This is a genomic window from Streptomyces sp. NPDC054783 (genome assembly GCF_053611725.1).
Genome location: NZ_JBSHAY010000004.1, coordinates 14,932 through 40,050 on the forward strand (window position 1 = coordinate 14,932; position 25,119 = coordinate 40,050).

At 71.8% G+C, this 25,119-nt stretch carries 21 protein-coding genes; 17 read left to right on the top strand and 4 right to left on the bottom strand.

What is annotated here, in order from left to right; translation table 11 throughout:
• Window positions 1-342: 342 nt before the first annotated feature.
• The gene (gene rpsT / locus ACWGJ5_RS09640; RefSeq protein ID WP_067006864.1) at window positions 343-609 is read right to left on the bottom strand and encodes a 30S ribosomal protein S20; all 267 of its coding nucleotides are present in this window, start codon (window positions 607-609) and stop codon (window positions 343-345) included.
• Between the two features lie 226 nt (window positions 610-835).
• Between rpsT and lepA the strand changes: the two genes are divergently transcribed.
• The 5 genes from lepA to ACWGJ5_RS09665 all read left to right on the top strand — a co-directional run bounded on the left by lepA (window position 836) and on the right by ACWGJ5_RS09665 (window position 8,844).
• Window positions 836-2,710 carry a translation elongation factor 4 gene (gene lepA, locus ACWGJ5_RS09645; protein WP_453309189.1) on the top strand — a complete coding sequence of 625 codons (1,875 nt, stop codon included), beginning with the start codon at window positions 836-838 and terminating at the stop codon, window positions 2,708-2,710.
• Window positions 2,711-2,982: 272 nt separating this feature from the next.
• The gene (locus tag ACWGJ5_RS09650; RefSeq protein ID WP_453309190.1) at window positions 2,983-4,857 is read left to right on the top strand and encodes an AMP-dependent synthetase/ligase; all 1,875 of its coding nucleotides are present in this window, start codon (window positions 2,983-2,985) and stop codon (window positions 4,855-4,857) included.
• A gap of 202 nt (window positions 4,858-5,059) precedes the next feature.
• On the top strand, window positions 5,060-6,889 hold the full coding sequence (locus ACWGJ5_RS09655) for a SpoIIE family protein phosphatase (RefSeq protein WP_453309545.1): 1,830 nt from the start codon (window positions 5,060-5,062) through the stop codon (window positions 6,887-6,889).
• Between the two features lie 27 nt (window positions 6,890-6,916).
• Window positions 6,917-8,149, top strand: coding sequence for a radical SAM family heme chaperone HemW (gene hemW, locus ACWGJ5_RS09660; protein WP_453309191.1), 1,233 nt, complete (start codon window positions 6,917-6,919; stop codon window positions 8,147-8,149).
• 104 nt (window positions 8,150-8,253) lie between these two features.
• A complete protein-coding gene (locus ACWGJ5_RS09665; protein ID WP_453309192.1) occupies window positions 8,254-8,844 on the top strand; it encodes a Uma2 family endonuclease in 591 nt (196 codons plus the stop codon).
• Here the strand turns inward: ACWGJ5_RS09665 and ACWGJ5_RS09670 are convergent.
• Window positions 8,822-9,634 carry a DUF3097 domain-containing protein gene (locus tag ACWGJ5_RS09670; protein WP_453309193.1) on the bottom strand — a complete coding sequence of 271 codons (813 nt, stop codon included), beginning with the start codon at window positions 9,632-9,634 and terminating at the stop codon, window positions 8,822-8,824. The genes ACWGJ5_RS09665 and ACWGJ5_RS09670 overlap by 23 nt on opposite strands.
• A gap of 34 nt (window positions 9,635-9,668) precedes the next feature.
• A complete protein-coding gene (locus ACWGJ5_RS09675; RefSeq protein ID WP_453309194.1) occupies window positions 9,669-10,391 on the bottom strand; it encodes an MBL fold metallo-hydrolase in 723 nt (240 codons plus the stop codon).
• Between the two features lie 172 nt (window positions 10,392-10,563).
• Here ACWGJ5_RS09675 and hrcA point away from each other — a divergent pair, with 172 nt between their 5' ends.
• The 10 genes from hrcA to ACWGJ5_RS09725 all read left to right on the top strand — a co-directional run bounded on the left by hrcA (window position 10,564) and on the right by ACWGJ5_RS09725 (window position 21,476).
• Entirely contained in the window at window positions 10,564-11,580 is a 1,017-nt protein-coding gene (gene hrcA, locus ACWGJ5_RS09680) for a heat-inducible transcriptional repressor HrcA (protein WP_453309195.1), read from the top strand.
• Complete coding sequence (gene dnaJ / locus ACWGJ5_RS09685) at window positions 11,581-12,717, top strand: molecular chaperone DnaJ (protein ID WP_453309196.1); 1,137 nt, start codon at window positions 11,581-11,583, stop codon at window positions 12,715-12,717.
• Window positions 12,718-12,805: 88 nt separating this feature from the next.
• Window positions 12,806-13,924 carry a nitronate monooxygenase gene (locus tag ACWGJ5_RS09690; RefSeq protein WP_453309197.1) on the top strand — a complete coding sequence of 373 codons (1,119 nt, stop codon included), beginning with the start codon at window positions 12,806-12,808 and terminating at the stop codon, window positions 13,922-13,924.
• Window positions 13,921-14,673, top strand: coding sequence for a 16S rRNA (uracil(1498)-N(3))-methyltransferase (locus tag ACWGJ5_RS09695; protein ID WP_453309198.1), 753 nt, complete (start codon window positions 13,921-13,923; stop codon window positions 14,671-14,673). Before ACWGJ5_RS09690 ends, ACWGJ5_RS09695 begins: the two co-directional genes overlap by 4 nt.
• A 15-nt stretch (window positions 14,674-14,688) precedes the next feature.
• The gene (locus tag ACWGJ5_RS09700) at window positions 14,689-15,081 is read left to right on the top strand and encodes a VOC family protein (protein WP_453309199.1); all 393 of its coding nucleotides are present in this window, start codon (window positions 14,689-14,691) and stop codon (window positions 15,079-15,081) included.
• Between the two features lie 223 nt (window positions 15,082-15,304).
• Window positions 15,305-15,823, top strand: a complete 519-nt coding sequence (locus ACWGJ5_RS09705) for a hypothetical protein (protein ID WP_453309200.1) — start codon at window positions 15,305-15,307, stop codon at window positions 15,821-15,823.
• A 94-nt stretch (window positions 15,824-15,917) separates the two neighbouring features.
• On the top strand, window positions 15,918-19,136 hold the full coding sequence (locus ACWGJ5_RS09710; RefSeq protein ID WP_453309546.1) for a S41 family peptidase: 3,219 nt from the start codon (window positions 15,918-15,920) through the stop codon (window positions 19,134-19,136).
• A gap of 49 nt (window positions 19,137-19,185) precedes the next feature.
• Window positions 19,186-19,539, top strand: coding sequence for a histidine triad nucleotide-binding protein (locus ACWGJ5_RS09715; protein ID WP_453309201.1), 354 nt, complete (start codon window positions 19,186-19,188; stop codon window positions 19,537-19,539).
• A gap of 6 nt (window positions 19,540-19,545) precedes the next feature.
• Window positions 19,546-20,451, top strand: coding sequence for a ribonuclease Z (locus ACWGJ5_RS09720; protein WP_453309202.1), 906 nt, complete (start codon window positions 19,546-19,548; stop codon window positions 20,449-20,451).
• A gap of 20 nt (window positions 20,452-20,471) precedes the next feature.
• Window positions 20,472-21,476 carry an adenosine deaminase gene (locus ACWGJ5_RS09725; protein ID WP_453309203.1) on the top strand — a complete coding sequence of 335 codons (1,005 nt, stop codon included), beginning with the start codon at window positions 20,472-20,474 and terminating at the stop codon, window positions 21,474-21,476.
• On the opposite strand, the gene ACWGJ5_RS09730 is transcribed toward ACWGJ5_RS09725, so the two are convergent.
• The gene (locus ACWGJ5_RS09730; RefSeq protein ID WP_453309204.1) at window positions 21,428-22,657 is read right to left on the bottom strand and encodes an MFS transporter; all 1,230 of its coding nucleotides are present in this window, start codon (window positions 22,655-22,657) and stop codon (window positions 21,428-21,430) included. The genes ACWGJ5_RS09725 and ACWGJ5_RS09730 overlap by 49 nt on opposite strands.
• Window positions 22,658-22,930: 273 nt before the next feature.
• On the opposite strand from ACWGJ5_RS09730, the gene ACWGJ5_RS09735 reads away from it, so the two are divergent.
• Together ACWGJ5_RS09735 and ACWGJ5_RS09740 are read left to right on the top strand one after the other, a co-directional pair.
• Window positions 22,931-23,827: a 5-dehydro-4-deoxyglucarate dehydratase gene (locus ACWGJ5_RS09735; protein ID WP_453309205.1), complete on the top strand. Its 897-nt coding sequence runs from the start codon at window positions 22,931-22,933 to the stop codon at window positions 23,825-23,827.
• A complete protein-coding gene (locus ACWGJ5_RS09740; protein ID WP_453309206.1) occupies window positions 23,824-25,113 on the top strand; it encodes a glucarate dehydratase family protein in 1,290 nt (429 codons plus the stop codon). The genes ACWGJ5_RS09735 and ACWGJ5_RS09740 overlap by 4 nt, the downstream gene beginning before the upstream one ends.
• Window positions 25,114-25,119: the final 6 nt, after the last annotated feature.

Sequence of the window (25,119 nt, forward strand, 5' to 3'; positions counted from 1 at the left end):
CCGTCCCCGGGCCGCTCGGCGCCGATCCGGGCGGGTTCGTCGCCGACCCGGGGGGCAGCCCGGTCGCCCGGGAGGAGCAGCCGCAGAGAATCCTGGGCGTTGGCCACAGGCGGCACAGCGCGCGCCGTTCTGCGCGGCCCGGTCGCCGAAGGAAGGGCGGCGCATGCCGAAGGCCCCGGTGGCCGCCCTGGGGAAGGGAGGGTGCCGGGGCCTTCGGATCAAGCTGGTGGACTCGCACCCGCGTGGCGAACGCAGGCCGCGTGCGAATCCGGGGTGCCGGGCGGGAGCGGATGAGAGAGGGCCCGCTCTGGGTCCTTCCGGCGGTCAGATCAAAGAGGAGGTTCAGCCCTTGAGGGACGTGACCTTGGAAGCAAGCGCCGACTTCTTGTTGGCGGCCTGGTTCTTGTGGATGACGCCCTTCGAGACGGCCTTGTCGAGCGCACGCGCGGCAGCGCGCTGCAGCTCGGTGGCCTTCTCGACGTCACCCGCGGCAGCGGCCTCGCGGGCCTTGCGGATTGCGGTCTTCAGGGAGGACTTGACGGCCTTGTTGCGCAGCCGAGCCTTCTCGTTGGTCTTGATCCGCTTGATCTGGGACTTGATGTTCGCCACGAAGGAGCCTTTTCAGGTTCTGGTGCGGGGCCGCGCGGGTCCCGTACCGGTGATCCAAAATTTCTCGGACGTGCCTCGCGCTGAGAGGGCATGAGGCACAGCCATCTACAGTACCAGTGGCCCTGCGAGCGGCCCAAAACGGTGCCCGGTCCCTCCGCGTGGGACCATGGAGACTACGTATCGATCCGACCCGAGGCATAAGGCGCCTCAAGAGACAGGACCCTGCGTGCCCGCGACCCCTAACCATGTGCCCGAGCCGAGCCGTACCGCCCCGGCTCTGATCCGCAATTTCTGCATCATCGCGCACATCGACCACGGCAAGTCCACACTCGCCGACCGGATGCTCCAGCTGACCGGTGTGGTCGAGCAGCGGCAGATGCGTGCTCAGTACCTCGACCGGATGGACATCGAGCGCGAGCGCGGCATCACGATCAAGTCCCAGGCGGTGCGTCTGCCCTGGGCCCCCACCGAGGGCCCCGACCAGGGCACGACCCACATCCTCAACATGATCGACACCCCGGGGCACGTCGACTTCACCTACGAGGTCTCGCGGTCACTCGCCGCCTGTGAGGGGACCATCCTCCTCGTCGACGCCGCCCAGGGCATCGAGGCACAGACCCTCGCCAACCTCTACCTGGCGATGGAGAACGACCTGACGATCATCCCCGTACTGAACAAGATCGACCTGCCGGCCGCCCAGCCGGAGAAGTTCGCCGAGGAGCTGGCGAACCTGGTCGGCTGCGACCCGGAGGACGTCCTCAAGGTCTCGGCAAAGACCGGTCTCGGGGTCGACGCGCTCCTGGACAAGGTCGTCAAGGAGATCCCGGCACCGGTCGGGGTGGCCGACGCGCCCGCCCGCGCGATGATCTTCGACTCCGTCTACGACTCCTACCGCGGTGTCGTGACGTACGTCCGTGTCATCGACGGCCAGCTCAACAAGCGCGAGCGCATCAGGATGATGTCGACCGGCGCCACGCACGAGCTGCTGGAGATCGGCGTCAGCTCGCCCGAGATGCTGCCGGCCGACGGCCTCGGCGTCGGTGAGGTGGGTTACCTCATCACCGGTGTGAAGGACGTCCGGCAGTCCAAGGTCGGTGACACCGTCACCAGCCAGAGCAAGGGGGCGACGGAGGCGCTCGGCGGGTACAAGGACCCGAAGCCCATGGTCTTCTCCGGTCTGTATCCGCTCGACGGCTCCGACTACCCCGAGCTGCGCGAGGCCCTGGACAAGCTGCAGCTCAACGACGCCGCGCTGGTCTACGAGCCGGAGACCTCCGCCGCCCTCGGCTTCGGCTTCCGCGTCGGCTTCCTCGGCCTGCTGCACCTGGACGTGATCCGGGAGCGGCTGGAGCGCGAGTTCGGCCTCGACCTGATCGCCACCGCCCCCAACGTGGTCTACCGCGTGGTGATGGAGGACGGCAGCGAGCACACGGTCACCAACCCGAGCGAGTTCCCCGAGGGCAAGATCAACGAGGTCTTCGAGCCGGTCGTGCGGGCCACCATCCTCGCGCCCACCGAGTTCATCGGTTCGATCATGGAGCTGTGCCAGACCCGGCGCGGCACCCTGCTCGGCATGGACTACCTCTCGGAGGACCGGGTCGAGATCCGCTACACGCTGCCGCTCGCGGAGATCGTCTTCGACTTCTTCGACCAGCTGAAGTCCAAGACCCGCGGCTACGCCTCCCTCGACTACGAGCCCACGGGCGAGCAGACCAGCTCCCTGGTCAAGGTCGACATCCTGCTGCACGGCGACAAGGTCGACGCGTTCTCCGCGATCACCCACAGGGACCAGGCGTACGCGTACGGCGTGCGGCTCGTCGCCAAGCTCAAGGAGCTGATCCCGCGGCAGGCCTTCGAGGTGCCGGTGCAGGCCGCCATCGGCTCCCGGGTCATCGCCCGCGAGACCATCCGCGCCATCCGCAAGGACGTTCTCGCCAAGTGCTACGGCGGTGACATCTCCCGTAAGCGGAAGCTGCTGGAGAAGCAGAAGGAAGGCAAGAAGCGGATGAAGATGGTGGGTTCCGTGGAGGTTCCGCAGGAAGCCTTCATCGCCGTCCTGTCCAGCGATGACAGCGCGGGGTCGGCCAAGGGCAAGAAGTAACCAGCGGTAACAACGGGTTACGTCCATAAAGCCGGACACAAGGGGGCCCGTCGTGCAAAAGCGCGGCGGGCCCCTACGCGTGCGTAGCGTTGCTCTGCGTGGAAAGTGACAGGCCGAAGCCCCTTACGCAGCGGCCGGTCGCGGCTTACTCTGATCCCTGCTCGATAGTTACTCGCGAGTTAAACAACGCGAAGTACCAGCACGAACCCCCACCGTGAGTTAACCCAGCCGCACCGAGTCAGCCGCACCGTCGCGGGCCCCCGGAGGATGTCGTGAGCGACACACAGACCCTGATCGAGAACCGTCCGCCGTCCGTGGCGGCCCTCTTCCTGGAGCGCGTGGCGGCCACACCGGACGCCGAGGCCTACCGATACCCGGTGCCGCCCGCGTCCGGCCAGGGCCCCGAAGACTGGAAGTCGCTCAGCTGGGCGCAGGCGGCCGAGCGCGTGTACGCGATCGCGGCCGGCCTCATCGAGCTGGGTGTGCAGCCCGAGCAGCGGGTGGCGCTCGCCTCCTCCACCCGGGTCGAGTGGATCCTCGCCGACCTCGGCATCATGTGTGCCGGCGGCGCCACGACCACCGTCTACCCGCAGACCAACGCGGACGAGTCCGCCTTCATCCTCTCCGACTCCGAGAGCCGGGTGCTGATCGCCGAGGACGCGGCGCAGGTCGCCAAGGCGCTCGAGAAGCGCGCCGAGCTGCCCGAGCTGACCAAGGTCGTCGTCATCGACGCGGCGGGCGCGGAGACGAGCGACTGGGTGATCACACTCGCGGAGCTGGAGCGGCGCGGAGCGGCCTACCTGGAGACCCACCCGTCGCTGATCAAGGAGCGGGTCGGCGCGATCAAGAAGGAACAGCTCGCCACCCTCATCTACACCTCCGGCACCACCGGCCGCCCCAAGGGAGTCAGGCTCCCGCACGACAACTGGGCGTACATGGCGAAGGCGATCGCCGCGACCGGCCTGGTCACCATGGACGACGTGCAGTACCTGTGGCTGCCGCTCGCGCACGTCTTCGGCAAGGTGCTCACCTCCGGCCAGATCGAGGTCGGCCACGTCACCGCCGTCGACGGCCGCGTCGACAAGATCATCGAGAACCTTCCGGTGGTGCAGCCGACGTACATGGCGGCCGTGCCGCGCATCTTCGAGAAGGTCTACAACGGCGTCGCCGCCAAGGCCCGCGAGGGCGGCCCGGCCAAGTACAAGATCTTCCAGTGGGCCGCCGAGGTCGCCCGCGAGTACGCCAAGGTGAGCCAGGACAACTTCCGGCGCACCGGCACCGCCGCGGTGCCCTTCGGCCTCGCCGCCAAGCACAAGGTCGCCGACACCCTCGTCTACGCCAAGCTCCGCGACGCCTTCGGCGGCCGGCTGCGCGCCTGCGTCTCCGGCGCCTCCGCGCTCGCGCCCGAGATCGGCTACTTCTTCGCCGGCGCCGGCATCCACATCCTGGAGGGCTACGGGCTCACCGAGTCCTCCGCCGCCTCCTTCGTCAACCCCGGCGAGGCCTACCGCACCGGCACGGTCGGCAAGCCGCTGCCCGGCACCGAGGTGCGCATCGCCGACGACGGCGAGATCCTGCTGCGCGGCCCCGGCATCATGGAGGGCTACCACGGGCTGCCCGAGAAGACCGCCGAGGTGCTGGAGACCGACGGCTGGTTCCACACCGGCGACATCGGCGAGCTCTCGCCCGACGGCTATCTGCGCATCACCGACCGCAAGAAGGACCTCATCAAGACCTCCGGCGGCAAGTACGTCGCCCCGGCCGAGGTCGAGGGCCAGTTCAAGGCGGTGTGCCCGTACGTCTCCAACATCCTGGTGCACGGCGCCGACCGGAACTACTGCACCGCCCTCATCGCCCTGGACGAGATCGCCCTCCTGGACTGGGCGAAGGAGAACGGGCTGGGGGGCAGGCCGTACGCGGAGGTCGTCGCCGCGCCGCAGACGGTGGAGATGGTCGACGGGTACGTGCAGCAGCTCAACGCCGGGCTCCAGAAGTGGCAGACGATCAAGAAGTTCCGGCTGCTGCCGCGGGATCTCGACGTCGAGCACGGGGAGATCACGCCGAGTCTGAAGCTGAAGCGGCCGGTGGTCGAGCGGGAGTACAAGCACCTCATCGACGAGATGTACGCCGGGGCGAGGGAGAAGTAGGGCGCCTTCGGCAGGGGCGGGGGACCGCCGGCGGCCGCGGGTTGTCCGTGGCCGCCCGCGCCCACGCGGAGCCGCATATCGGGTACCGCCCCCGCCCCTGGGTAAGTTGCGCTCAGCGGCGTTCGAAAGTGGCCGTCTTCTGTCCACTTCAGTGACTCAACGCTTATAGCTGCCCCCGGTCTGTCACCCTGGCCGCATGGACATGGCGGCCATACCGACACAGCGGGACAGTGAGCCCCGGGCCCGGGAGGTGCGGGGGCGGGCCACGCTGCCCGGAAGTCCTCTCGCGCCCGGCGCCGCTCGTGCGCTGGTGCGGTCCGCCCTGGCCGAGGCGTCCGCGGTGTCCGGGACGGCGGCGCGGCTCGTCGACGACGCCTTGGCCGTCGTCAGCGAGCTGGTCACCAACGCCGTCGTGCACGCCGGCACGGACGTGGAGGTCGACTGGCTGCTGGAGGAGACCGGCGCGTTCGTGGTGGAGGTGGGCGACCGGCATCCCTCCCGCGCTCCGCGCGACCCGCTCGGCGGCGACGGGGCGTACGACACCCCCGAGTACGGGCGCGGCCTGCGGCTGGTCACCACGCTCGCGGAGTCCTGGGGCGTCACCTACCGCGCCGGCGCCAAGACCGTCTGGGCGCGGCTGCCCCCGGGCGGCGTCGAGGACCCGGACACCCCCGCCCCGGACGCCGCCCTGGAGGTCGCCGAGGACCTGGCCCCGCAGCCGCACCGCGCCGACGGCGACCGGGACTGGCTCGGCCGTGGCGCGCTGTCCTTCCTCGCGGAGGCCTCCGACCTGCTCGCCGGGCAGTTGGACGAGAACCTGGTCACCGCCCTCACCGGCCAGCTCATCGTGCCCCGGCTCGCCGACTGGTGCGCGGTGTGGCTGGAGGACGAGGCGACCGTCCGCGGCGGCGCCGCCTGCGGTCCCGACCGGGTGTGGCACGCCAGCGAGAACCGCATCGAGGAACTGCGGTGCGCCCTGGAGAAGGAGCCGCCCTGCCCGCACGAGGGACTGCGCTCCGGCCCCGAGCCGTACCCGTGGCCCGGCCATGCGTTCGGTCCGCAGGGCGCCGACGGCACTTCGCTGTCGTACCGGCTGATCGCGGGCGGCCGGCCGCTCGGCACGCTGGTCATCGGCCGGTGCGGGCTGCTCGGCTTCCCCGACGAGGTCACCGGGCTCGTGGAGGACCTCGGCCGCCGCGTCGCCCTCGCGATCGGCGCCGCCCGCCAGTACGCCCGCCAGGCCACGATCAGCGCCGTCCTGCAGCGCGGCCTGCTGCCCGGCGCGGTCGCCGAGATCCCCGGCGTGAGCAGCGCGCTCGTCTACGAGCCCTGCGACAAGGGGGGCCCCAGCGGCGACTTCTACGACCTGTTCCCGGCCGGCGACGGCCGCTGGTGCTTCGCCGTCGGCGACGTCCAGGGCAAGGGGCCCGAGGCGGCGGTCGTGATCGGCCTCGCCCGCCCCTGGCTGCGCCTCCTCGCCCGCGAGGGCTACCGCGTGGCCGACGTCCTCGACCGCCTCAACCAGCTCCTCCTGGACGACGCCACCGAGGCCGCCGACGCCGCCGCCCGCGCGCTCGTCGCCGCCGGCGGCCGGCCGGTGGCCACCGGGGACGGCCCGCAGACCCGCTTCCTGTCCCTGCTCTACGGCGAGCTGACCCCGTACGACGGCGGGATCCGCTGCACCCTCGCCTCCGCCGGCCACCCGCTCCCGCTCGTCCTGAGCCCCGACGGCACCGTGCGCACCGCCGCCGGCCCGCAGACCCTGCTCGGCGTGGTCGAGGACGAGGCGTACACCAGCGAGACGCTGGACCTGCGGCCCGGCGACAGCCTGCTGTGCGTCACCGACGGGGTGACCGAGCGGCGCTCCGGCTCCCACCAGTTCGACGACGGCGACGGCCTCGCCCGCGCCCTGTCCGGCTGCGCCGGCCTCAGTGCCGAACTGATCGCGGAAAGGATCCGCCGCCTGGTGGACGACTTCGGCGGGGGCCCGCTCGAGGACGACCTCGCCCTGCTGGTGCTGCAGGCGGAGTAACGGCGCCCGTGCTGGACAATGGAAGGCATGCCTTCCGCTCTCCCCGACGGCGAGCCCGTCCCCGCCGACGGCGCGCTGCCCGCGCACGCGCTCGCCGGGGCCGCCGACCGCCCCCTCGGCTTCTACCTGCACGTCCCCTACTGCGCGACCCGCTGCGGCTACTGCGACTTCAACACCTACACCGCGACCGAGCTGCGCGGCACGGGCGGAGTGCTGGCCTCCCGCGACAACTACGCTGACACGCTGACCGACGAGATCCGGCTCGCCCGGAAGGTGCTCGGCGACGACCCGCGCCAGGTCCGCACGGTCTTCGTCGGGGGCGGTACGCCGACACTGCTGGCCGCGGACGATCTCGTACGGATGCTGGCGGCCATCCGCGACGAGTTCGGGCTGGCGCCGGACGCGGAGATCACGACGGAGGCGAACCCGGAGTCGGTCGATCCGGCGTACCTGGCCACCCTCCGGGAGGGCGGCTTCAACCGGATCTCCTTCGGCATGCAGAGCGCGCGGCAGCACGTGCTGCGCGTGCTCGACCGCACGCACACTCCCGGGCGTCCCGAGGCGTGCGTGGCCGAGGCGAGGGCGGCGGGCTTCGAGCACGTGAACCTGGACCTGATCTACGGCACCCCGGGCGAGAGCGACGACGACTGGCGGGCCTCGCTGGACGCGGCGATCGGGGCGGGCCCGGACCACATCAGCGCCTACGCGCTCATCGTCGAGGAGGGCACGCAGCTGGCCCGCCGGATCCGCCGGGGCGAGGTCCCGATGACCGACGACGACGTGCACGCGGACCGCTATCTGATCGCCGAGCAGGTGCTGTCCGGGGCGGGCTTCGACTGGTACGAGGTGTCCAACTGGGCCACTTCGGAGGCGGGCCGCTGCCTGCACAACGAGCTGTACTGGCGCGGCGCCGACTGGTGGGGCGCGGGTCCCGGGGCGCACTCGCACGTGGGCGGGGTGCGCTGGTGGAACGTCAAGCATCCGGGGGCGTACGCGGCGGCGCTGGCATCGGGGAAGTCGCCTGGGGCCGGGCGTGAGCTGCTGTCGGACGAGGACCGGCGCGTGGAGCGGATCCTGCTGGAGCTGCGGCTGCGGGAGGGGGTGCCGCTGTCCTTGCTGAAGGAGGAGGGGCTTGCGGCTTCCCGGCGGGCGCTGGGGGAGGGGCTCCTTCAGGAAGGGCCGTACGAGGCGGGGCGGGCCGTGCTGACGCTGCGCGGGCGGTTGCTGGCGGACGCGGTGGTGCGGGACCTGGTGGACTGATCACTCCCGTGAGTGAATCCCTCCGTAACGCCGGTTCGATCCCTAACCTGGTTCGTAGGCTGCCGCCGTAATTGCACGGTGGCGGAAACCGGAGGGCTGCGGAGATGACCGCTGTGGACGACCGACCGATGACCACCGGCATGGTGAAGATCTTCGAGGAACTTGAGCCTCCTGAGGGCGTCAAGATGGAGCTTCTCCGGGGGGTAATCGTGATGATGGCCGGCCCTGACATCGTGCACAACATGATCGTTTCCGATGTACAGGACCAGATCCCGCGCCAGCGGTGGTCTCGCCTTCAGACTCAGGACGTGGACATCCTGGACGAGGCCAGCGAGCCAGTACCGGACCTGGTGGTCGTGGCGCGAGACGCGCTACCCGATTCGGGCCGTCTGCTGCCCTCCAAGCTGGTCACGATGGTCATGGAGGTCGTATCCAAGTCCAGCATTCATCAGGACTACGTGGTCAAGCGCTCCATCTACGCGGCAGGAAAGATCCCCGCCTACCTCATCCTGGACCCGATCATGGCGCACTGCGTCTTGCTGACGAAGCCTGCGGGCCAGGGCGAGGACGCCGATTACCTGAGCCAGGAGATCATCAAATTCGGCGATCCAGTCCCGGTGGAGGTTCTGGGACTCGAAGTGGACACCACCGAGTTCGGAACGTTCCCCGACGTCAGGCCCCACCGCTACCCGTGACGAAGTCGATCAGTTCCTCCACCCGCCCCAGCAACTGCGGCTCAAGGTCCTTGTAGGACCCCACCCGCTTCAGGATCGCCTGCCACACCGCGCCGGTGTTCTCCGAGGGCCAGCCCAGCGCCCGGCACACGCCCGTCTTCCAGTCCTGGCCGCGCGGCACCTTCGGCCACGCCTCGATCCCCAGCGCGGCCGGCTTCACGGCCTCCCAGATGTCGATGTACGGGTGGCCCACCACCAGCGCGTGTTCGCTTCTCACCGACTCCGCGATCCGCCACTCCTTCGTGCCCGGCACCAAGTGGTCCACCAGGACACCGAGGCGGGCGTCCGGGCCCGGGGTGAAGGAGGCGACGATCGACGGCAGGTCGTCCACGCCCTCCAGGTACTCCACCACCACGCCCTCGATGCGCAGGTCGTCGCCCCACACCTTCTCGACCAGTTCGGCGTCGTGCCGGCCCTCGACGTAGATGCGGCCGGCGCGGGCCACGCGGGCGCGGGCACCGGGGACGGAGACCGACCCGGATGCGGTTCGGGTGGGCCGTACCGGACCGGCGGAAGGCCTCACCAGCGTCACCACCCGCCCCTCCAGCAGAAAACCCCGTGGCTCCAGCGGGAACACCCGGTGCTTGCCGAAGCGGTCCTCCAGCGTCACCGTGCCCGCCTCGCAGCGGATCACCGCCCCGCAGAACCCGGTGCCGGGCTCCTCCACCACCAGACCCGGCTCCGCCGGTACCTCCTGCACGGGCTTCGGCTTCTTCCACGGCGGGGTCAGGTCGGCGGAGTACTGGCGCATTCGAGTGACGATAGGAGAAGCCGTACGGCCGCGCTCACGACACGCCGAAACGGGCCGCCAGCTCGTCGCGTTGACGGCGGACGAACGCCGCGTCCACCACCGCTCCGTGACCGGGCACGTACAGCGCGTCCTCGCCGCCCAACGCGAGCAGCCGGGCCAGGGCGTCCGGCCAGCGGGACGGGACCGCGTCCGGGCCCGCCTGGGGCTCGCCGGACTCCTCGACCAGGTCGCCGCAGAAGACCACCTCCGGATCCCCCGGGACCAGCACGGCCAGATCGTGCGCGGTGTGGCCGGGCCCCACGTTCGCCAGCAACGCCTGCCGGCCGCCCCCGAGGTCCAGCGTCCACTCGCCGGAGACCAGATGCCGGGGCGGGGCCAGCGTGTCCACCGCCTCGTCGGCGTCGGCGACCGGCAACCCGTTTCTGACCGCGTCCAGGCGCAGCTCCTCCCGCTCGTACGCGAAGACCGCGTCCAGGCCCACCGCCCCGTACACCTCCGCGCCCACCATCGCCGCCGCCCCGAGGACATGGTCGAAGTGCGGGTGGGTGAGCGCGAGATGGGTCACACGGCCGTCGGCGAGTCGCTCGGCCTGAGCCCGCAGCCGCGCGCCTTCTGCCAGGCTCGAGCCGGCGTCCACCACCAGCGCCGTACCCTCTCCGAGGACCAGTCCGGCCGTGCAGTCCCAGCCGGGCAGCCGGCACCGGCCGACCCCCGCGGCCAGTCGCTCCCACCCCAGCTCTTCCCAAGTCACCGTCATACCGCGACGCTAGCCGCATAAGCCGCCGGGACCGCACCGACCTTGCCCTCGGTGTACCCGACAGCCGTACACTGGGCCGGGGAACGCTGGCACTCGCATGCGAAGAGTGCCAGGCGGACGAACCGCAGGACCGATTGGAACCGAGGGGACGACGTGCTGGAGGTGCGCGCGGATGCTGAGTGAACGCAGGCTGCAGGTGCTGCGCGCCATCGTCCAGGACTACGTCGGCACCGAGGAGCCGGTCGGGTCGAAGGCCCTGACCGAGCGGCACAACCTCGGCGTGTCCCCGGCGACGGTCCGTAACGACATGGCGGCCCTGGAGGACGAGGGGTTCATCGCGCAGCCGCACACCAGCGCGGGGCGCATCCCCACGGACAAGGGCTACCGGCTGTTCGTGGACAAGCTGGCGGGCGTCAAGCCGATGACCGCGCCCGAGCGGCGGGCGATCCAGAACTTCCTGGAGGGCGCCGTCGACCTCGACGACGTCGTGGCCCGTACGGTACGGCTGCTCGCGCAGCTCACCCGGCAGGTCGCCGTCGTGCAGTACCCGTCCCTGACCCGGTCCACCGTGCGGCACGTGGAGCTGCTCTCGCTCGCCCCCGCGCGCGTGATGCTCGTGCTGATCACGGACACCGGCCGGGTCGAGCAGCGGATGGTCGACTGCCCGGCGCCCTTCGGCGAGAGTTCCCTCGCCGACCTGCGCGCGCGGCTGAACAGCCGGGTCGCGGGCCGCCGGTTCACGGACGTGCCGAAGCTGGTCGAGGACCTGCCGGACGCCTTCGAGCCCGAGGACCGCGGTACGGTCTCCACGGTGCTCTCCACTCTCCTGGAGACACTGGTCGAGGAGAACGAGGAGCGGCTGATGATCGGCGGCACCGCCAATCTCACCCGCTTCGGACATGACTTTCCCCTCACGATCCGGCCCGTCCTGGAGGCCCTTGAGGAGCATGTCGTGCTCCTCAAGCTCCTCGGCGAGGCCAAGGATCCGGGCGTGATGGTGCGTATCGGGCACGAGAACGCCCATGAGGGACTCAACTCCACCTCCGTGGTGTCGGTCGGCTACGGTTCGGGCGGCGAGGCGGTTGCCAAGCTCGGCGTGGTCGGACCGACCCGCATGGACTATCCGGGAACGATGGGAGCGGTACGCGCAGTGGCACGGTACGTCGGACAGATCCTGGCGGAGTCGTAAGTGGCCACGGACTACTACGCCGTTCTCGGCGTGCGCCGCGACGCTTCGCAGGATGAGATCAAGAAGGCGTTCCGCCGGCTCGCGCGCGAGCTGCACCCGGACGTCAACCCCGATCCGAAGACCCAGGAGCGGTTCAAGGAGATCAACGCCGCTTACGAGGTGCTGTCGGACCCGCAGAAGAAGCAGGTCTACGACCTCGGCGGCGACCCGCTCTCGCAGAGCGGCGGCGCGGGCGCGGGCGGCTTCGGGGCCGGTGGCTTCGGCAACTTCTCCGACATCATGGACGCGTTCTTCGGTACGGCGTCGCAGCGCGGGCCGCGCTCGCGCACCCGGCGCGGCCAGGACGCGATGATCCGCATCGAGGTCGAGCTGGACGAGGCGGCCTTCGGGACCACCAAGGACATCCAGGTCGACACCGCGGTCGTCTGCAACACCTGCAACGGTGAGGGCGCGGCGCCCGGTACGACGGCCCAGACGTGTGACATGTGCCGGGGCCGCGGTGAGGTCTCGCAGGTCACCCGGTCCTTCCTGGGCCAGGTCATGACCTCCCGGCCCTGCCCCCAGTGCCAGGGCTTCGGCACCGTCGTGCCGACCCCCTGCCCGGAGTGCGCCGGCGACGGCCGGGTCCGCTCGCGGCGGACCCTGACCGTGAAGATCCCGGCCGGTGTCGACAACGGCACGCGGATCCAGCTCGCCGGTGAGGGCGAGGTCGGGCCGGGCGGCGGTCCGGCCGGTGACCTGTACGTCGAGATCCACGAGCTGCCGCACTCGACCTTCCAGCGGCGCGGTGACGACCTGCACTGCACGGTGACGATCCCGATGACCGCGGCCTCCCTCGGCACCAAGGTGCCGCTGGAGACCCTGGACGGCATGGAGGAGGTCGACATCCGGCCCGGCACCCAGTCCGGCCAGTCGATCCCGCTGCACAACCGCGGTGTCACGCATCTGCGCGGCGGCGGCCGGGGTGACCTGATCGTGCACGTCGAGGTGCAGACCCCGACCAAGCTGGACCCGGAGCAGGAGCGGCTGCTGCGCGAGCTGGCCAAGCTGCGCGGCGAGGAGCGTCCGCAGGGGCAGTTCCAGCCCGGGCAGCAGGGGCTGTTCTCGCGGTTGAAGGACGCGTTCAACGGGCGCTGAGAACGCTGTTGATCGTGGGGTTGCCCCCGGCCTATGCCGGGGGAAGCCCGGATTCGGACTTGTACGGAGGACGTGACAACATGCGGTCATGTCCTCCCCGCTGACCGATCTCTTCCCCCACCCGATCGTGCAGGCGCCCATGGCGGGCGGTGTCTCCCTCCCGCAGCTCGCAGCCGCCGTCTCCGAGGCCGGTGGTCTCGGCTTTCTCGCCGCCGGGTACAAGACCGCCGACGGCATGTACCAGGAGATCAAGCAGTTGCGGGGGCTCACCGGCCGCCCCTTCGGCGTGAACGTGTTCATGCCCCAGCCCGAGTATCCCGGTGCAAGCACCGGCTCCACTGGAGCGGCTCACGCCGCGCCCCCTTCCGGCGCCGTCGAGGTCTACGCCCATCAGCTCGCCGGCGAGGCCGCCTGGTACGAGACCGAGCTGGGAGACCCGGACAGCGGCCGGGACGACGGTTACGACGCCAAGCTCGCCGTACTCCTCGACAACCCGGTGCCCGTGGTCTCCTTCCACTTCGGCGTGCCGAGCCGGGACGTCCTCGACTCCTTCCGCCGTGCCGGAACCGTCACTCTGGTCACCGCCACCACCGCGGAGGAGGCCCGCGCCGTCGAGCGGGCCGGGGCGGACGCGGTGATCGCGCAGGGCGTGGAGGCGGGCGGCCACCAGGGCACCCACCGGGACCTCCCCGAGAACGACGGCGCCGGCATCGGACTGCTGTCGCTGGTCGCGCAGATCCGTGAGGCCGTGGGCATCCCGGTCGTCGCGGCGGGCGGCATCATGCGCGGCAGCCAGATCGCCGCCGTCCTCGCGGCCGGTGCGAGCGCGGCCCAGCTCGGCACCGCCTTCCTCGTCACCCCCGAGTCCGGCGCCCAGGCCGTGCACAAGCAGGCGCTGACCAACCCCCTGTTCGCGCGCACGGAGTTGACCCGCGCGTTCTCCGGCCGCCCCGCGCGCGGCCTGGTCAACCGTTTCCTGCGCGAGCACGGCCCGTACGCCCCCGCCGCCTACCCGGAGATCCACCACCTCACCTCGCCGCTGCGCAAGGCCGCCGCCAAGGCCGGGGACGCGCAGGGCATGGCGCTGTGGGCCGGGCAGGGGCACCGGCTGGCCCGGGAGCTGCCCGCCGGGGAGCTCGTGGGGGTGCTGGCCGCCGAACTCGACGCCGCCCGGACAGCGTTGTCGGCCAAGGTGGGCCTGCGATGACCGCGCCGGTGTTCGTCGTGGACTCGCTGGAGGGCGTGGGTCCCGGCTCGGTCGTCGACGTCACGGGCCCCGAGGGGCGGCACGCGGTCTCCGTACGGCGGCTGCAGCCCGGTGAGCAGGTGGTGCTGACCGACGGCAAGGGCCGGGGCGCGGCCGGGGTGATCGTCGGTGTGTCGGGCAAGGACCACCTGGTGGTGGAGCCTCACGAATTCCCGGTGGAGCCCGAGCCCAGCCCCCGTATCACCGTCGTACAGGCGCTCCCCAAGGGCGACCGGGGCGAACTCGCCGTGGAGACGATGACGGAGACCGGCGTCGACGCGATCGTGCCCTGGCAGGCCGCCCGCTGTATCACCCAGTGGAAGGGCGAGCGGGGTCACAAGGCGCTCGCCAAGTGGCGGGCCACCGCGCGCGAGGCCGGCAAGCAGTCCCGCCGGCTGCGCTTCCCGGAGGTCGCGGACGCGGCGACCAGCAAGCAGGTTGCCGCACTTCTCGCCAAAGCCGACTTCGCCGCCGTGCTCCACTCCGACTTCGAGCACGAGAGCCGGCCGCTGGCCACCGCCGAACTGCCCACCGAGGGCGAGATCGTGCTGGTCGTCGGCCCCGAAGGCGGCGTCGCGCGCGACGAGTTGGCGCTCTTCGAGGAGGCGGGTGCCAAGGCGTACGTCCTCGGTCCTACCGTGTTGCGTACATCAACCGCCGGCACCGCCGCCGTGGCCCTGCTGCTGGGCCGCACCGGACGCTGGTCCTGACACCGGGGGGACACCGTGGAACTCGCCCAAGTACGGCTCCTGGTCACCGACTTCGCCGCCTGCTACCGCTTCTACGCCGACGTCCTCGGCCTCAAGCCGCAGTCCGGGGCGACGCAGGGGCCGTACGAGAAGTTCAGCCCGCACGCCGGCTCGGCCGGGATCGCGCTGCAGGACCGGGCGATGATGGCCGAGGTGCTGGAGGAGCTGGGAGACACGGCCACCGGTCACCGTTCGCTGGTGGTGCTGCGCGTGGACGACCTGGACGCCTACTGCGCCGAGATCGCCTCCCGCGGCGCCACCGTCCTCCACGGCCCGGCCCCCATGACCGACCGCATGCGAGTCGCCCACCTCAAGGACCCGGAGGGCAACCTGGTCGAACTCCAGCAGTGGCTGCTGCTGCGCGGGTAGCTCCGCTGGTTCGGCCGAGGGCGCGATCGGAGGTGCCGGGCATGTGCCGCCGGGCGGCTGCGGCGCCGTCGTGGCTGGTCGTGCCCACGCGGCGGTAGCCGCACATCGGACGCAGCCCCGCGCACCTTCGGGGCGCTGTGAGTGGCCGTATGTCACCTTTCTAGTCGCCCCCGCCGGTGGCACTCTGCGCTGCATGGGGGTTTTGAGAGGGAATCGACGTGGGATGCGGGGCGTGATTGTCGCCGGGCTGGTCGTGGGGGCCGGTGCGGCCGTTGTGGCCTGTCAGCCAGATGGCCTCAGCAGCGCGTCCGTCGCCTACACCACCGACACCACCGCGACGGCCAGGCTCAAGCACCAGCACGTCGACGTCAGTTGGCTCACCTGTACCGGCGACTACGGCAAGGGAGGCCGGTCGGCCGCGAAGGCGCCCTCGGCGGGAGCGACCACCGTCGTCTCCGTCGACTGCCAGGGCGAGACCAAGGACGGGCGGAAGATCACCGTCATCGGGAAGGTGACCAAGGCCGTCGACGGCGCCTGTGTGCGCGGGGATCTGACCGCCAGGGTCGGGGACAGACAGGTGTTCCACGTCAGCGGGCTCGGGGACTGCGGCGCCACGCACGGACCGACGTACAGGCCGCCCACCCTTCAGCCGGGCGGCGGGAGGCCGACCGTGACCGTCACTGTCACGAGGACCCTGTGGTGCAAGGGCGACCCCACCTGTTGGCCAGTCGAGGGGAAGTGATCCGAACACCGGGCGAGGTGCACCCGTCGCTGCGTACAGTGACGGGGTGACTCAGGGTGCCGCCTATCTCCGATTCCCCCATGTACATGGCGATCTGGTGACCTTCGTCGCCGAGGACGACGTGTGGCTCGCGCCTCTCGACGGCGGCCGGGCCTGGCGGGTCAGCGCCGACAACATGCCGGTGACCTCGCCCCGGATATCGCCGGACGGACGGCACCTGGCCTGGACCTCCACCCGTGACGGCGCGCCCGAGGTGCATGTCGCCCCCGTCGACGGCGGCCCCGCCGACCGGCTGACCCACTGGGGCAACCGCCGTACCGAGGTGCTCGGCTGGACCGCCGACGGGCGGGTGCTCGCGCTCGGCGCGCACGGCCGGCACAGCTTCCGCCACAGCTGGGCGTACGCCGTCCCGCTGGACGGCGGACCCGCCGAGACCCTCCCCTACGGCCCGGTCGGCGATGTGGCCTTCGGCCCCGCCACCGTGCTGCTGTCCGCGCCGATGGGCCGCGAGGCCGCCCACTGGAAGCGCTATCGCGGCGGCACGGCGGGCAAGCTGTGGATCGACCGGGAGGGGAACGGGGAGTTCGTCCGGCTGCACGAGGACGTCGACGGCAACATCGAGCGTCCGGTGTGGGCCGGGGACCGCATCGCCTTTCTCTCCGACCACGAGGGCACCGGCGCCCTCTACTCCTCCCTCGCCGACGGCTCCGACCTGCGCCGGCACACCCCGCATGGGGGCACCACCCGCTCATGGGGGTCCCCCCGCTCGAACGAAGCCGAGAGTGGGGGAGAAGCCGAGAGCGGGGGAGGTTTCTACGCCCGGCACGCCTCCGGCGACGGCAGCCGCGTCGTCTACAGCTCGGCCGGTGAACTGTGGCTGCTGGACGACCTGGAGGGCGCCGAGCCGCGCCGGCTGGACGTCCGCCTCGGCGGCCCCCGGATCGACCTGCGTCCCCGTCCGGTGGACGCCGCCCGCTGGTTCGGCGAGGCGGCCCCGGACCACACCGCACGCGGCAGCGCCGTCTGCGTGCGCGGCGGGATCCACTGGATCACCCACCGCTCCGGGCCCGCCCGCGCCCTCGCCGCCACCCCCGGGGTCCGCGCCCGGATGCCGCGCGCCTTCCGCGCCGAGGGCGAGGAATGGGTGGTGTGGGTGACGGACGCGGAGGGCGACGACGCCCTGGAGTTCGCCCCCGCGACCGGGACGGTACCGGGCGCCCCGCCCCGCCGGCTGGCCGCCGGACAGCTCGGCCGGGTGCTGGAGCTGGCCATGGCTCCCGACGGCAGCCGGGCCGCCGTGGCCGCGCACGACGGACGGCTGCTGCTCGTCGAACGCGAGACCGGAGAGGTCCGCGAGGTCGACAGCAGCGACGACGGCGAGGTCTGCGGCCTCGCCTTCTCACCCGACTCGGCCTGGCTCGCCTGGGCCCACCCCGGCCCGCGCCCGCTCTCCCAACTGCGCATCGCCCACACCACCGACCTGTCGGTCACCGAGGCGACCCCGCTCCGCTTCCAGGACTACGCCCCCGCCTTCACCCTCGACGGCAAACACCTAGCCTTCCTCTCCAACCGCGCCTTCGACCCCGTCTACGACGAGCACGTCTTCGACCTCGCCTTCGTGGTCGGCGCCCGCCCGCACCTGATCACCCTCGCCGCCACCACACCCTCGCCCTTCGGCCCGCAGCGTCACGGCCGCGCCTTCGAGACCCCGGACAAGGACGAGACCCCCGACAGCGAGGGCACCCCCGCCACCCGTATCGACCTCGAAGGCCTCGCCGACCGGATCGTCCCCCTCCCGGTCGAGGCCGGCCGCTACTCCACCCTGCGCGCCGCCAAGGACGGCCTGCTCTGGCTGCGCCACCCCGTGCACGGCGTCCTCGGCACCGCCCGCGCCCACCCCGGGGACCCCGGTCCGCACACCGAGCTGGAGCGCTACGACCTCGCCCAGCGGCGGCTGGAACACCTGGCCTCCGACGCCGACCACTTCGAGGTCAGCGGCGACGGCAAACGTGTGCTGCTGTGGAGCGACGAACGGCTCCGGGTCGTCCCCGGCGACCGCCGCACCGGCACCGACGACGACGGCGACACCAGCGTCACCGTGGACCTCGCCCGCATCCGGCAGACCCTCGACCCGGCCGCCGAGTGGCGCCAGATGTACGACGAGACCGGCCGCCTGATGCGCGACCACTTCTGGCGCCCCGACCTCGGCGGCGTCGACTGGACCGGCGTCCTCGCCCGCTACCGCCCGCTCCTGTCCCGCCTCGCCACCCACAGCGACCTCGTCGATCTCCTCTGGGAGCTGCACGGCGAACTCGGTACCTCGCACGCCTACGTCCTCCCCTCCGGCGGCCGTGGCGGCGGCCCCCGGCACGGTCTGCTCGGCGCCGACATCTCCCGTCACCCGAACGGCAGTTGGCGCATCGACCGCATCCTGCCCTCGGAGACCTCCGACCCGGACGCCCGTTCCCCGCTCGCCGCACCCGGTGTGGCCGTCCGCCCCGGCGACGCGATCATCGCGGTAGCCGGCCACTCGGTCGACCCGGTGACGGGACCGGGTCCGCTGCTCGTCGGCACGGCGGGCCACCCGGTGGAACTGACGGTCTCCCCGGCGGGCGGCGGCGAACCCCGGCACACGGTCGTCATCCCGATCGCCGACGAGGAACCCCTGCGCTACCACGCCTGGGTCGCCGACCGCCGCGCCCACGTGCACGCCGCTTCCGACGGCCGGCTCGGCTACCTGCACGTCCCCGACATGCAGGCCCCCGGCTGGGCGCAGATCCACCGGGACCTGCGCGTGGAGGTGGCCCGCGAAGGGCTCGTGGTCGACGTCCGCGAGAACCGCGGCGGCCACACCTCCCAGCTGGTCGTGGAGAAGCTGGCCCGCCGCATCATCGGCTGGGACCTCCCGCGCGGCATGCGCCCCACCAGCTATCCCCTCGACGCCCCGCGCGGCCCGGTCGTCGCCGTCGCCAACGAGTTCTCCGGCTCCGACGGCGACATCGTCAACGCGGCGATCAAGGCCCTCGGCATCGGCCCGGTCGTCGGCACCCGCACCTGGGGCGGCGTCATCGGCATCGACAGCCGCTACCACCTGGTCGACGGCACCCTGGTCACCCAGCCGAAGTACGCGATGTGGCTGGAGGGGGTGGGCTGGGACGTGGAGAACCACGGGGTGGACCCCGATGTGGAGGTCGTCCAGCGCCCTCAGGACTGGGCGGAGGGCAGGGACACCCAGCTGGACGAGGCAGTGAGGCTCGCGCTAGAGGCACTGGAGGAACGGCCCGCGAAGACTCCGCCGGGGATGCCCACCTGATACGACTACGATGCACCGGTATTGATCACCAGCGTGAGGAGGCACACGCATGGCCGGCGAACCGCAGGACGACTGCCTGTTCTGCAAGATCGTCGCGGGCACGATCCCGGCGACGATCGTCCGCGAGACGGACACCACCGTCGCCTTCCGGGACATAAACCCGCAGGCCCCCACCCACATCCTGGTGATCCCCAAGGCCCACTACAGGGACGCCGCCGTCCTCGGCGCCGAAGCGCCACAGCTCGCCGCCGACGTCCTCGCCGAGACCCAGGCCGTGGCCGACGAGGAGAAGCTCGACAGCTACCGCATCGTCTTCAACACCGGCTCCGGCGCCGGACAGACCGTCTGGCACACCCACGCGCACGTCCTCGGCGGCCGTGGCCTGCAGTGGCCCCCCGGATGACCAGCCGTGTCCGTACGTGAACTGGTGATCCTCGGCACCGCCAGCCAGGTCCCGACCCGGCACCGCAACCACAACGGCTATCTGCTGAGGTGGGACGGCGAGGGCATCCTGTTCGACCCCGGCGAGGGCACCCAGCGGCAGATGGTGCGCGCCGGGGTCGCCGCCCACGACCTGAACCGCATCTGCGTCACCCACTTCCACGGCGACCACTCCCTCGGCCTCGCCGGTGTCATCCAGCGGATCAACCTCGACCAGGTGCCGCACCAGGTCACCGCGCACTACCCGCGCTCCGGGCAGCGCTTCTTCGACCGCCTCCGGTACGCCACGGCCTACCGGGAGACGGTCGGCATCACCGAGGCGCCGGTCGCCGCCGACGGCATCCTCGCGGTGACCCCGTCGTACACCCTGGAGGCCCGCAGGCTGTCGCACCCGGTCGAGTCCTACGGCTACCGGCTGATCGAACCCGACGGCCGCCGCATGCTGCCCGACCGGCTCGCCGCGTACGGGATCAAGGGCCCGGACGTCGGCCGGCTGCAGCGCGAGGGCCGGCTGGGGGACGTCGCGCTGGACGACGTCAGCGAGGTGCGGCGCGGGCAGCGGTTCGCGTTCGTCATGGACACCCGGCTGTGCGAGGGCGTGCACGCGCTCGCGGAGGGCTGCGATCTGCTCGTCATCGAGTCGACCTTCCTGGACGAGGACATCGAACTGGCCGTGGAACACGGTCACCTGACCGCCGGGCAGGCCGCCGCCGTCGCCCGGGACGCGGGCGCACGGCACCTCGTCCTCACCCACTTCAGCCAGCGCTACACCGAGCCCGAGGAGTTCGAGCGGCAGGCGCGGGCGGCCGGCTTCGAGGGTGAGCTGACCGTGGCGCACGACCTGCTGCGGGTGGCGGTTCCGAAACGGCGATAGAAGATCCGTACGATGCTTTGATGCCTCTCCCGAAAGCAGAACTGCACCTCCACATCGAAGGCACCCTGGAGCCGGAGCTGGCGTTCCAGCTGGCCGCCCGCAACGGCGTCGAGCTGCCGTACGCCGACACGGACGCGCTCCGCAAGGCCTACCAGTTCGAGGACCTCCAGTCCTTCCTGGACCTGTACTACGAGCTGATGGCCGTCCTGCGCACCGAGCAGGACTTCGCCGACCTCGCGAACGCCTACCTGGCCCGCGCCGCCGCGCAGGGCGTGCGGCACGCGGAGATCTTCTTCGACCCGCAGGCCCACCTCGCGCGGGGCGTCCCCATGGTCACGATCGTTGAGGGGCTGTGGCGGGCCCTGGTCCGCTCCGAGGAGAACCACGGCGTCTCCACCAGGCTCATCATGTGCTTCCTGCGCGACCTGTCCGCCGAATCGGCCCTGCTGACCCTGGAGATGGCCGAGCCGTATCTGGACCGGATCACCGGCGTCGGCCTGGACTCCGCCGAGGTCGGGCACCCGCCGGCGAAGTTCCGGGAGGTGTACGAGGCCGCGGCCGCGCTCGGGCTGCGCCGCGTCGCGCACGCCGGTGAGGAGGGGCCGCCGGAGTACATCGGCGAGGCCCTGGACGTGCTCGGCGTCGAGCGCGTCGACCACGGCCTGCGCTGCGTGGAGGACCCGGCGCTGGTCGAGCGGCTGGTGCGGGAGCGGATCCCGCTCACCCTGTGCCCGCTGTCCAACGTCCGCCTGCGCACGGTCGACACGCTCGCCGACCACCCGCTGCCGGCCATGCTGGACGCGGGCCTGCTGTGCACGGTCAACTCCGACGACCCGGCGTATTTCGGCGGGTACGCCGGCGACAACTTCGCGGCCGTGCGCCAGACCCTGGGCCTGAGCGAGGACCGGCTGCGCGAGCTGGCCCGCAACTCCTTCCTCGCCTCCTTCCTGGAGGACGACGAGGAGCGGCGGGCCCGCTACATCGCCGAGGTCGACGCGTACGAGTTCGGCGACGCGGTGTCGTAGGCGCTCCGGGCGGGTACGGCAGGCGCCTCCACCGGCACTTCCACGACCGGCAGGAGCCGCCTGCCCGCCCGCAGCGCCACCGCCGTCATCGGCACGGCGATCAGCAGCAGCCCGGCGCCGAGCACCTTCCCCATCACCGGGAAGCCCGCTCCTGCCGCCAGCACACTCCCCGTCAGCGGTCCCGCCGCCGTCCCCAGCGACGCCGCCGAGCCGACCAGGACCGCCCAGCGGCCGCGCGGGTCGAGGGAGGCGGCGAGGCCGATGACGTACGACAGGACGACCGGGTAGAGCAGGTTCCAGGAGATCTCGCCCGCCGCGAAGGCGGTGAGGTCGGTCGCGGACGCGCTGAGCGCGATACAGCCCGCGATCAGGGCCGTACCGGCACCGATGGGCACCGCCTGGCCCAGCCGGGGGCCGAGCGCGCCCGCGCCGACGACCCCGATGAGCCCGGCGCCGAGCGCGACCGCGAACACCGCGCCGACGGTGACCTCGGTGAGGTGGGCCTGGTCGAGTCCGATCCGGCCGCTGACGCCCCACAGGGCGTTCTGGGCGAGGGACCAGCAGGGCATGGCGGCGGCCAGCAGCAGCCCGGCGCGGAGGCGGGGAAGCCGGCCGTGCCCGACGGCCGTACGGGCGGGTGCGTTACGACCGGACAGGCGGCCGGTGAGCGGGAGGACCGCGAGTGCCGTCAGCGCGATGGCGAGCAGCGGCAGGCCGTGGCCGGGGCCGAGGCGGGGGATCGTCAGGTACAGGGCACCGGCGAGGGCGGAGACGCCGAGCAGGCCCAGGGTGGTGACCCGGTGCGGGTCCCGGTGGGCGGCGATGCCGCTCGCGGCGACCGCGGTGACCGTGCCGGACCCGAATCCGCCGATGACCGCGCCCGCGACGACGGCCGGGACGAAGGCGGTGAGGGCGGCACCGCCGTAGCCGAGGACGGCGAGCGCGAGGCCGAGCCGGGCGAGCCTGCGGGGGCCGATGCGGTCGACCCGGGAGGCCAGCAGGAAGCCCGCCGCCGCCGAACTCAGCAGCAGGGCACTGCCGATGGCCCCGGCCTGCGTGGGGTTGAGCGGAAGCGCGGAATCGAGTCGGCCGACGGTGGTCGGCAACAGATAGGGCGCGAGATACCCGGCCGTGAAAAGGGCGACGAGGGACCAGGGCAGGGGGTGGCGGGGGGCGGACACGGGCGTTCCCAGGCAGGCGGAAGGAAGGGCTCGAAGAAGGGGAGGGGGCGGCGACCGTCGAGGGACGGGAACCCGCGAGCAAGTTGTATCAAGCACGCGGTTTCCTGAAGAAGCACGGGCGGTGCGATCTGCGTCACTTTTCGGTTTGCTGGGTGTGGGCCCGGGTAGGAGGAGCTACGTTCGTTCTCATATGTAGACGCTATTCATAAGGGGAGATGGTCAGTGGGCGGCGATCCGAGTCCCGAGGGTGTGGCGCGGCGGCTTCGGGAGGGGATGGCACGCGGGGTGCTGTCCTTCCCGCTCACCGCGTTCCACGGCGACGGCTCCCTCGATCCCGGCGGCTTCCGCGCCCACGTCGCAGGCCGGCTCGCCGCCGAGCCCGGCGCCGTCTTCCCGGCCTGCGGCACCGGGGAGTTCTTCTCGCTGGACGAGGAGGAGTACCGGGCGGTCGTCGCCGTCACCGTCGAGGAGGCCGGCGGACGCGTGCCGGTCGTGGCCGGGACCGGGTACGGCTGGGCGCAGGCCGCCCGGTTCGCGCGGATCGCCGAGGAGGCCGGCGCCGACGCCCTGCTCGTGCTGCCGCACTACCTGGTCGACGCCCCGCAGGACGGCCTCGCCGCCCAACTGGAGCGGCTCGCCGAACGCACCCGGCTGCCGCTGATCGCCTACCAGCGCGGCCAAGTCGCCTACGCCGTCGACACCTTGAGGCGGATCGCGCGCGTCCCGAACGTCATCGGCCTCAAGGACGGCCACAGCGACCTCGACAGGCTCCAGCGCCTCACCCTCGCCGCCCCCGACGGCTTCCTCTTCTTCAACGGCGCCGCCACCGCCGAGATCCAGGCCCGCGCCTACGCCACCGTCGGCGTCCCCGCCTACTCCTCCGCCGTGCACGCCTTCGCCCCCGAGATCGCCGGCGCCTTCTTCGCCGCCCTGCGGGACGCCGACCACGGGACCGTCGACAAACTGCTGCGCGACTTCTACGTCCCGTTCGTGGAACTGCGCGACCGCGCCCCCGGATACGCCGTGTCCCTGGTGAAGGCGGCGGCCCGGCTGCGCGGACAGCGCGTCGGACCCGTGCGCGCCCCGCTCACCGACCCCGCACCCGCCGACCTCGCCGACCTCAAGGCCCTGCTCACCGCCGGACTCGACCTCGTAGGAGCCGCCCTGTGACCCGTGACCTGACCATCGCCGAGGTACGGCTGACGCCGATCCTGGTCGCCGACCCGCCGCTGCTCAACACCCAGGGCGTGCACCAGCCGTACACCCCGCGGCTGGTCGTGGAGATCGTCACCGCCGGCGGGACCACCGGGCTCGGCGAGACCTACGGCGACACCAAGTACCTGGAGCTGGCCCGCCCGCTGGCCGAACGGCTCACCGGGCGATCGGTCATGGATGTGAACGGGCTGTTCGCGATCGATCTCGGCGTGGACGAGTCCCGGGTCCAGGGCGAGGTGGACGCCGGCGGACTGCGCGGCGTGCAGAGCGCCGACAAGCTCCGGCTGTCGGTGCTGTCCGCCTTCGAGGTCGCCTGCCTGGACGCCCAGGGCAAGGCGCTCGGGCTGCCCGTGCACGCCCTGCTCGGCGGCAGGCTGCGGGACGCTGTCGAGTACAGCGCCTACCTGTTCTACAAGTGGGCCGGCCATCCCGAGGGCGTGGCCGGCGAGAAGGACGACTGGGGTGCCGCGCTCGATCCGGCCGGGGTCGTGGAGCAGGCACGGAAGTTCAAGGAGCGGCACGGCTTCACGTCCTTCAAGCTCAAGGGCGGTGTCTTCCCGCCCGACGAGGAGATCGCCGCCGTACGGGCCCTCGCCGAGGCCTTCCCCGGGCATCCGCTGCGCCTCGACCCCAACGGCGCCTGGTCGGTGGAGACCTCGCTGAAGGTGGCGAGGGAACTCGGGGACGTCCTGGAGTACCTGGAGGACCCGACGCTGGGTACGCCCGCGATGGCCGAGGTGTCCGCCGGGACCGACATTCCGCTCGCCACCAACATGTGCGTGACCACCTTCGGCGAGATCAAGGAGGCCTTCACACGGGATGCCGTGCAGGTCGTGCTCTGCGACCACCACTACTGGGGCGGGCTGCGCAACACCCAGCGGCTCGCCGCGATCTGCGCCGCCTTCGGGGTCGGGGTGTCGATGCACTCCAACACCCACCTGGGGATCAGCCTCGCCGCGATGACCCAGGTCGCGGCCACCGTCCCCGGCCTTCACCACGCGTGCGACTCCCACTACCCCTGGCAGTCCGAGGACGTCCTCACCGAGCGGCTCGCCTTCCGCGGCGGAAAGGTCGAGGTCTCCGACGCCCCCGGCCTCGGGGTCGAGCTCGACCGGGACGAACTGGCCCGGCTGCACCGGCGGTGGGCCGAGGACGACGGCTCGCTGCGCGACCGCGACGACGCGGCCGCGATGCGGGTGGCCGAACGGGGCCGGCGGCAACCGGTGATGCCGCGCTGGTAACCCCCT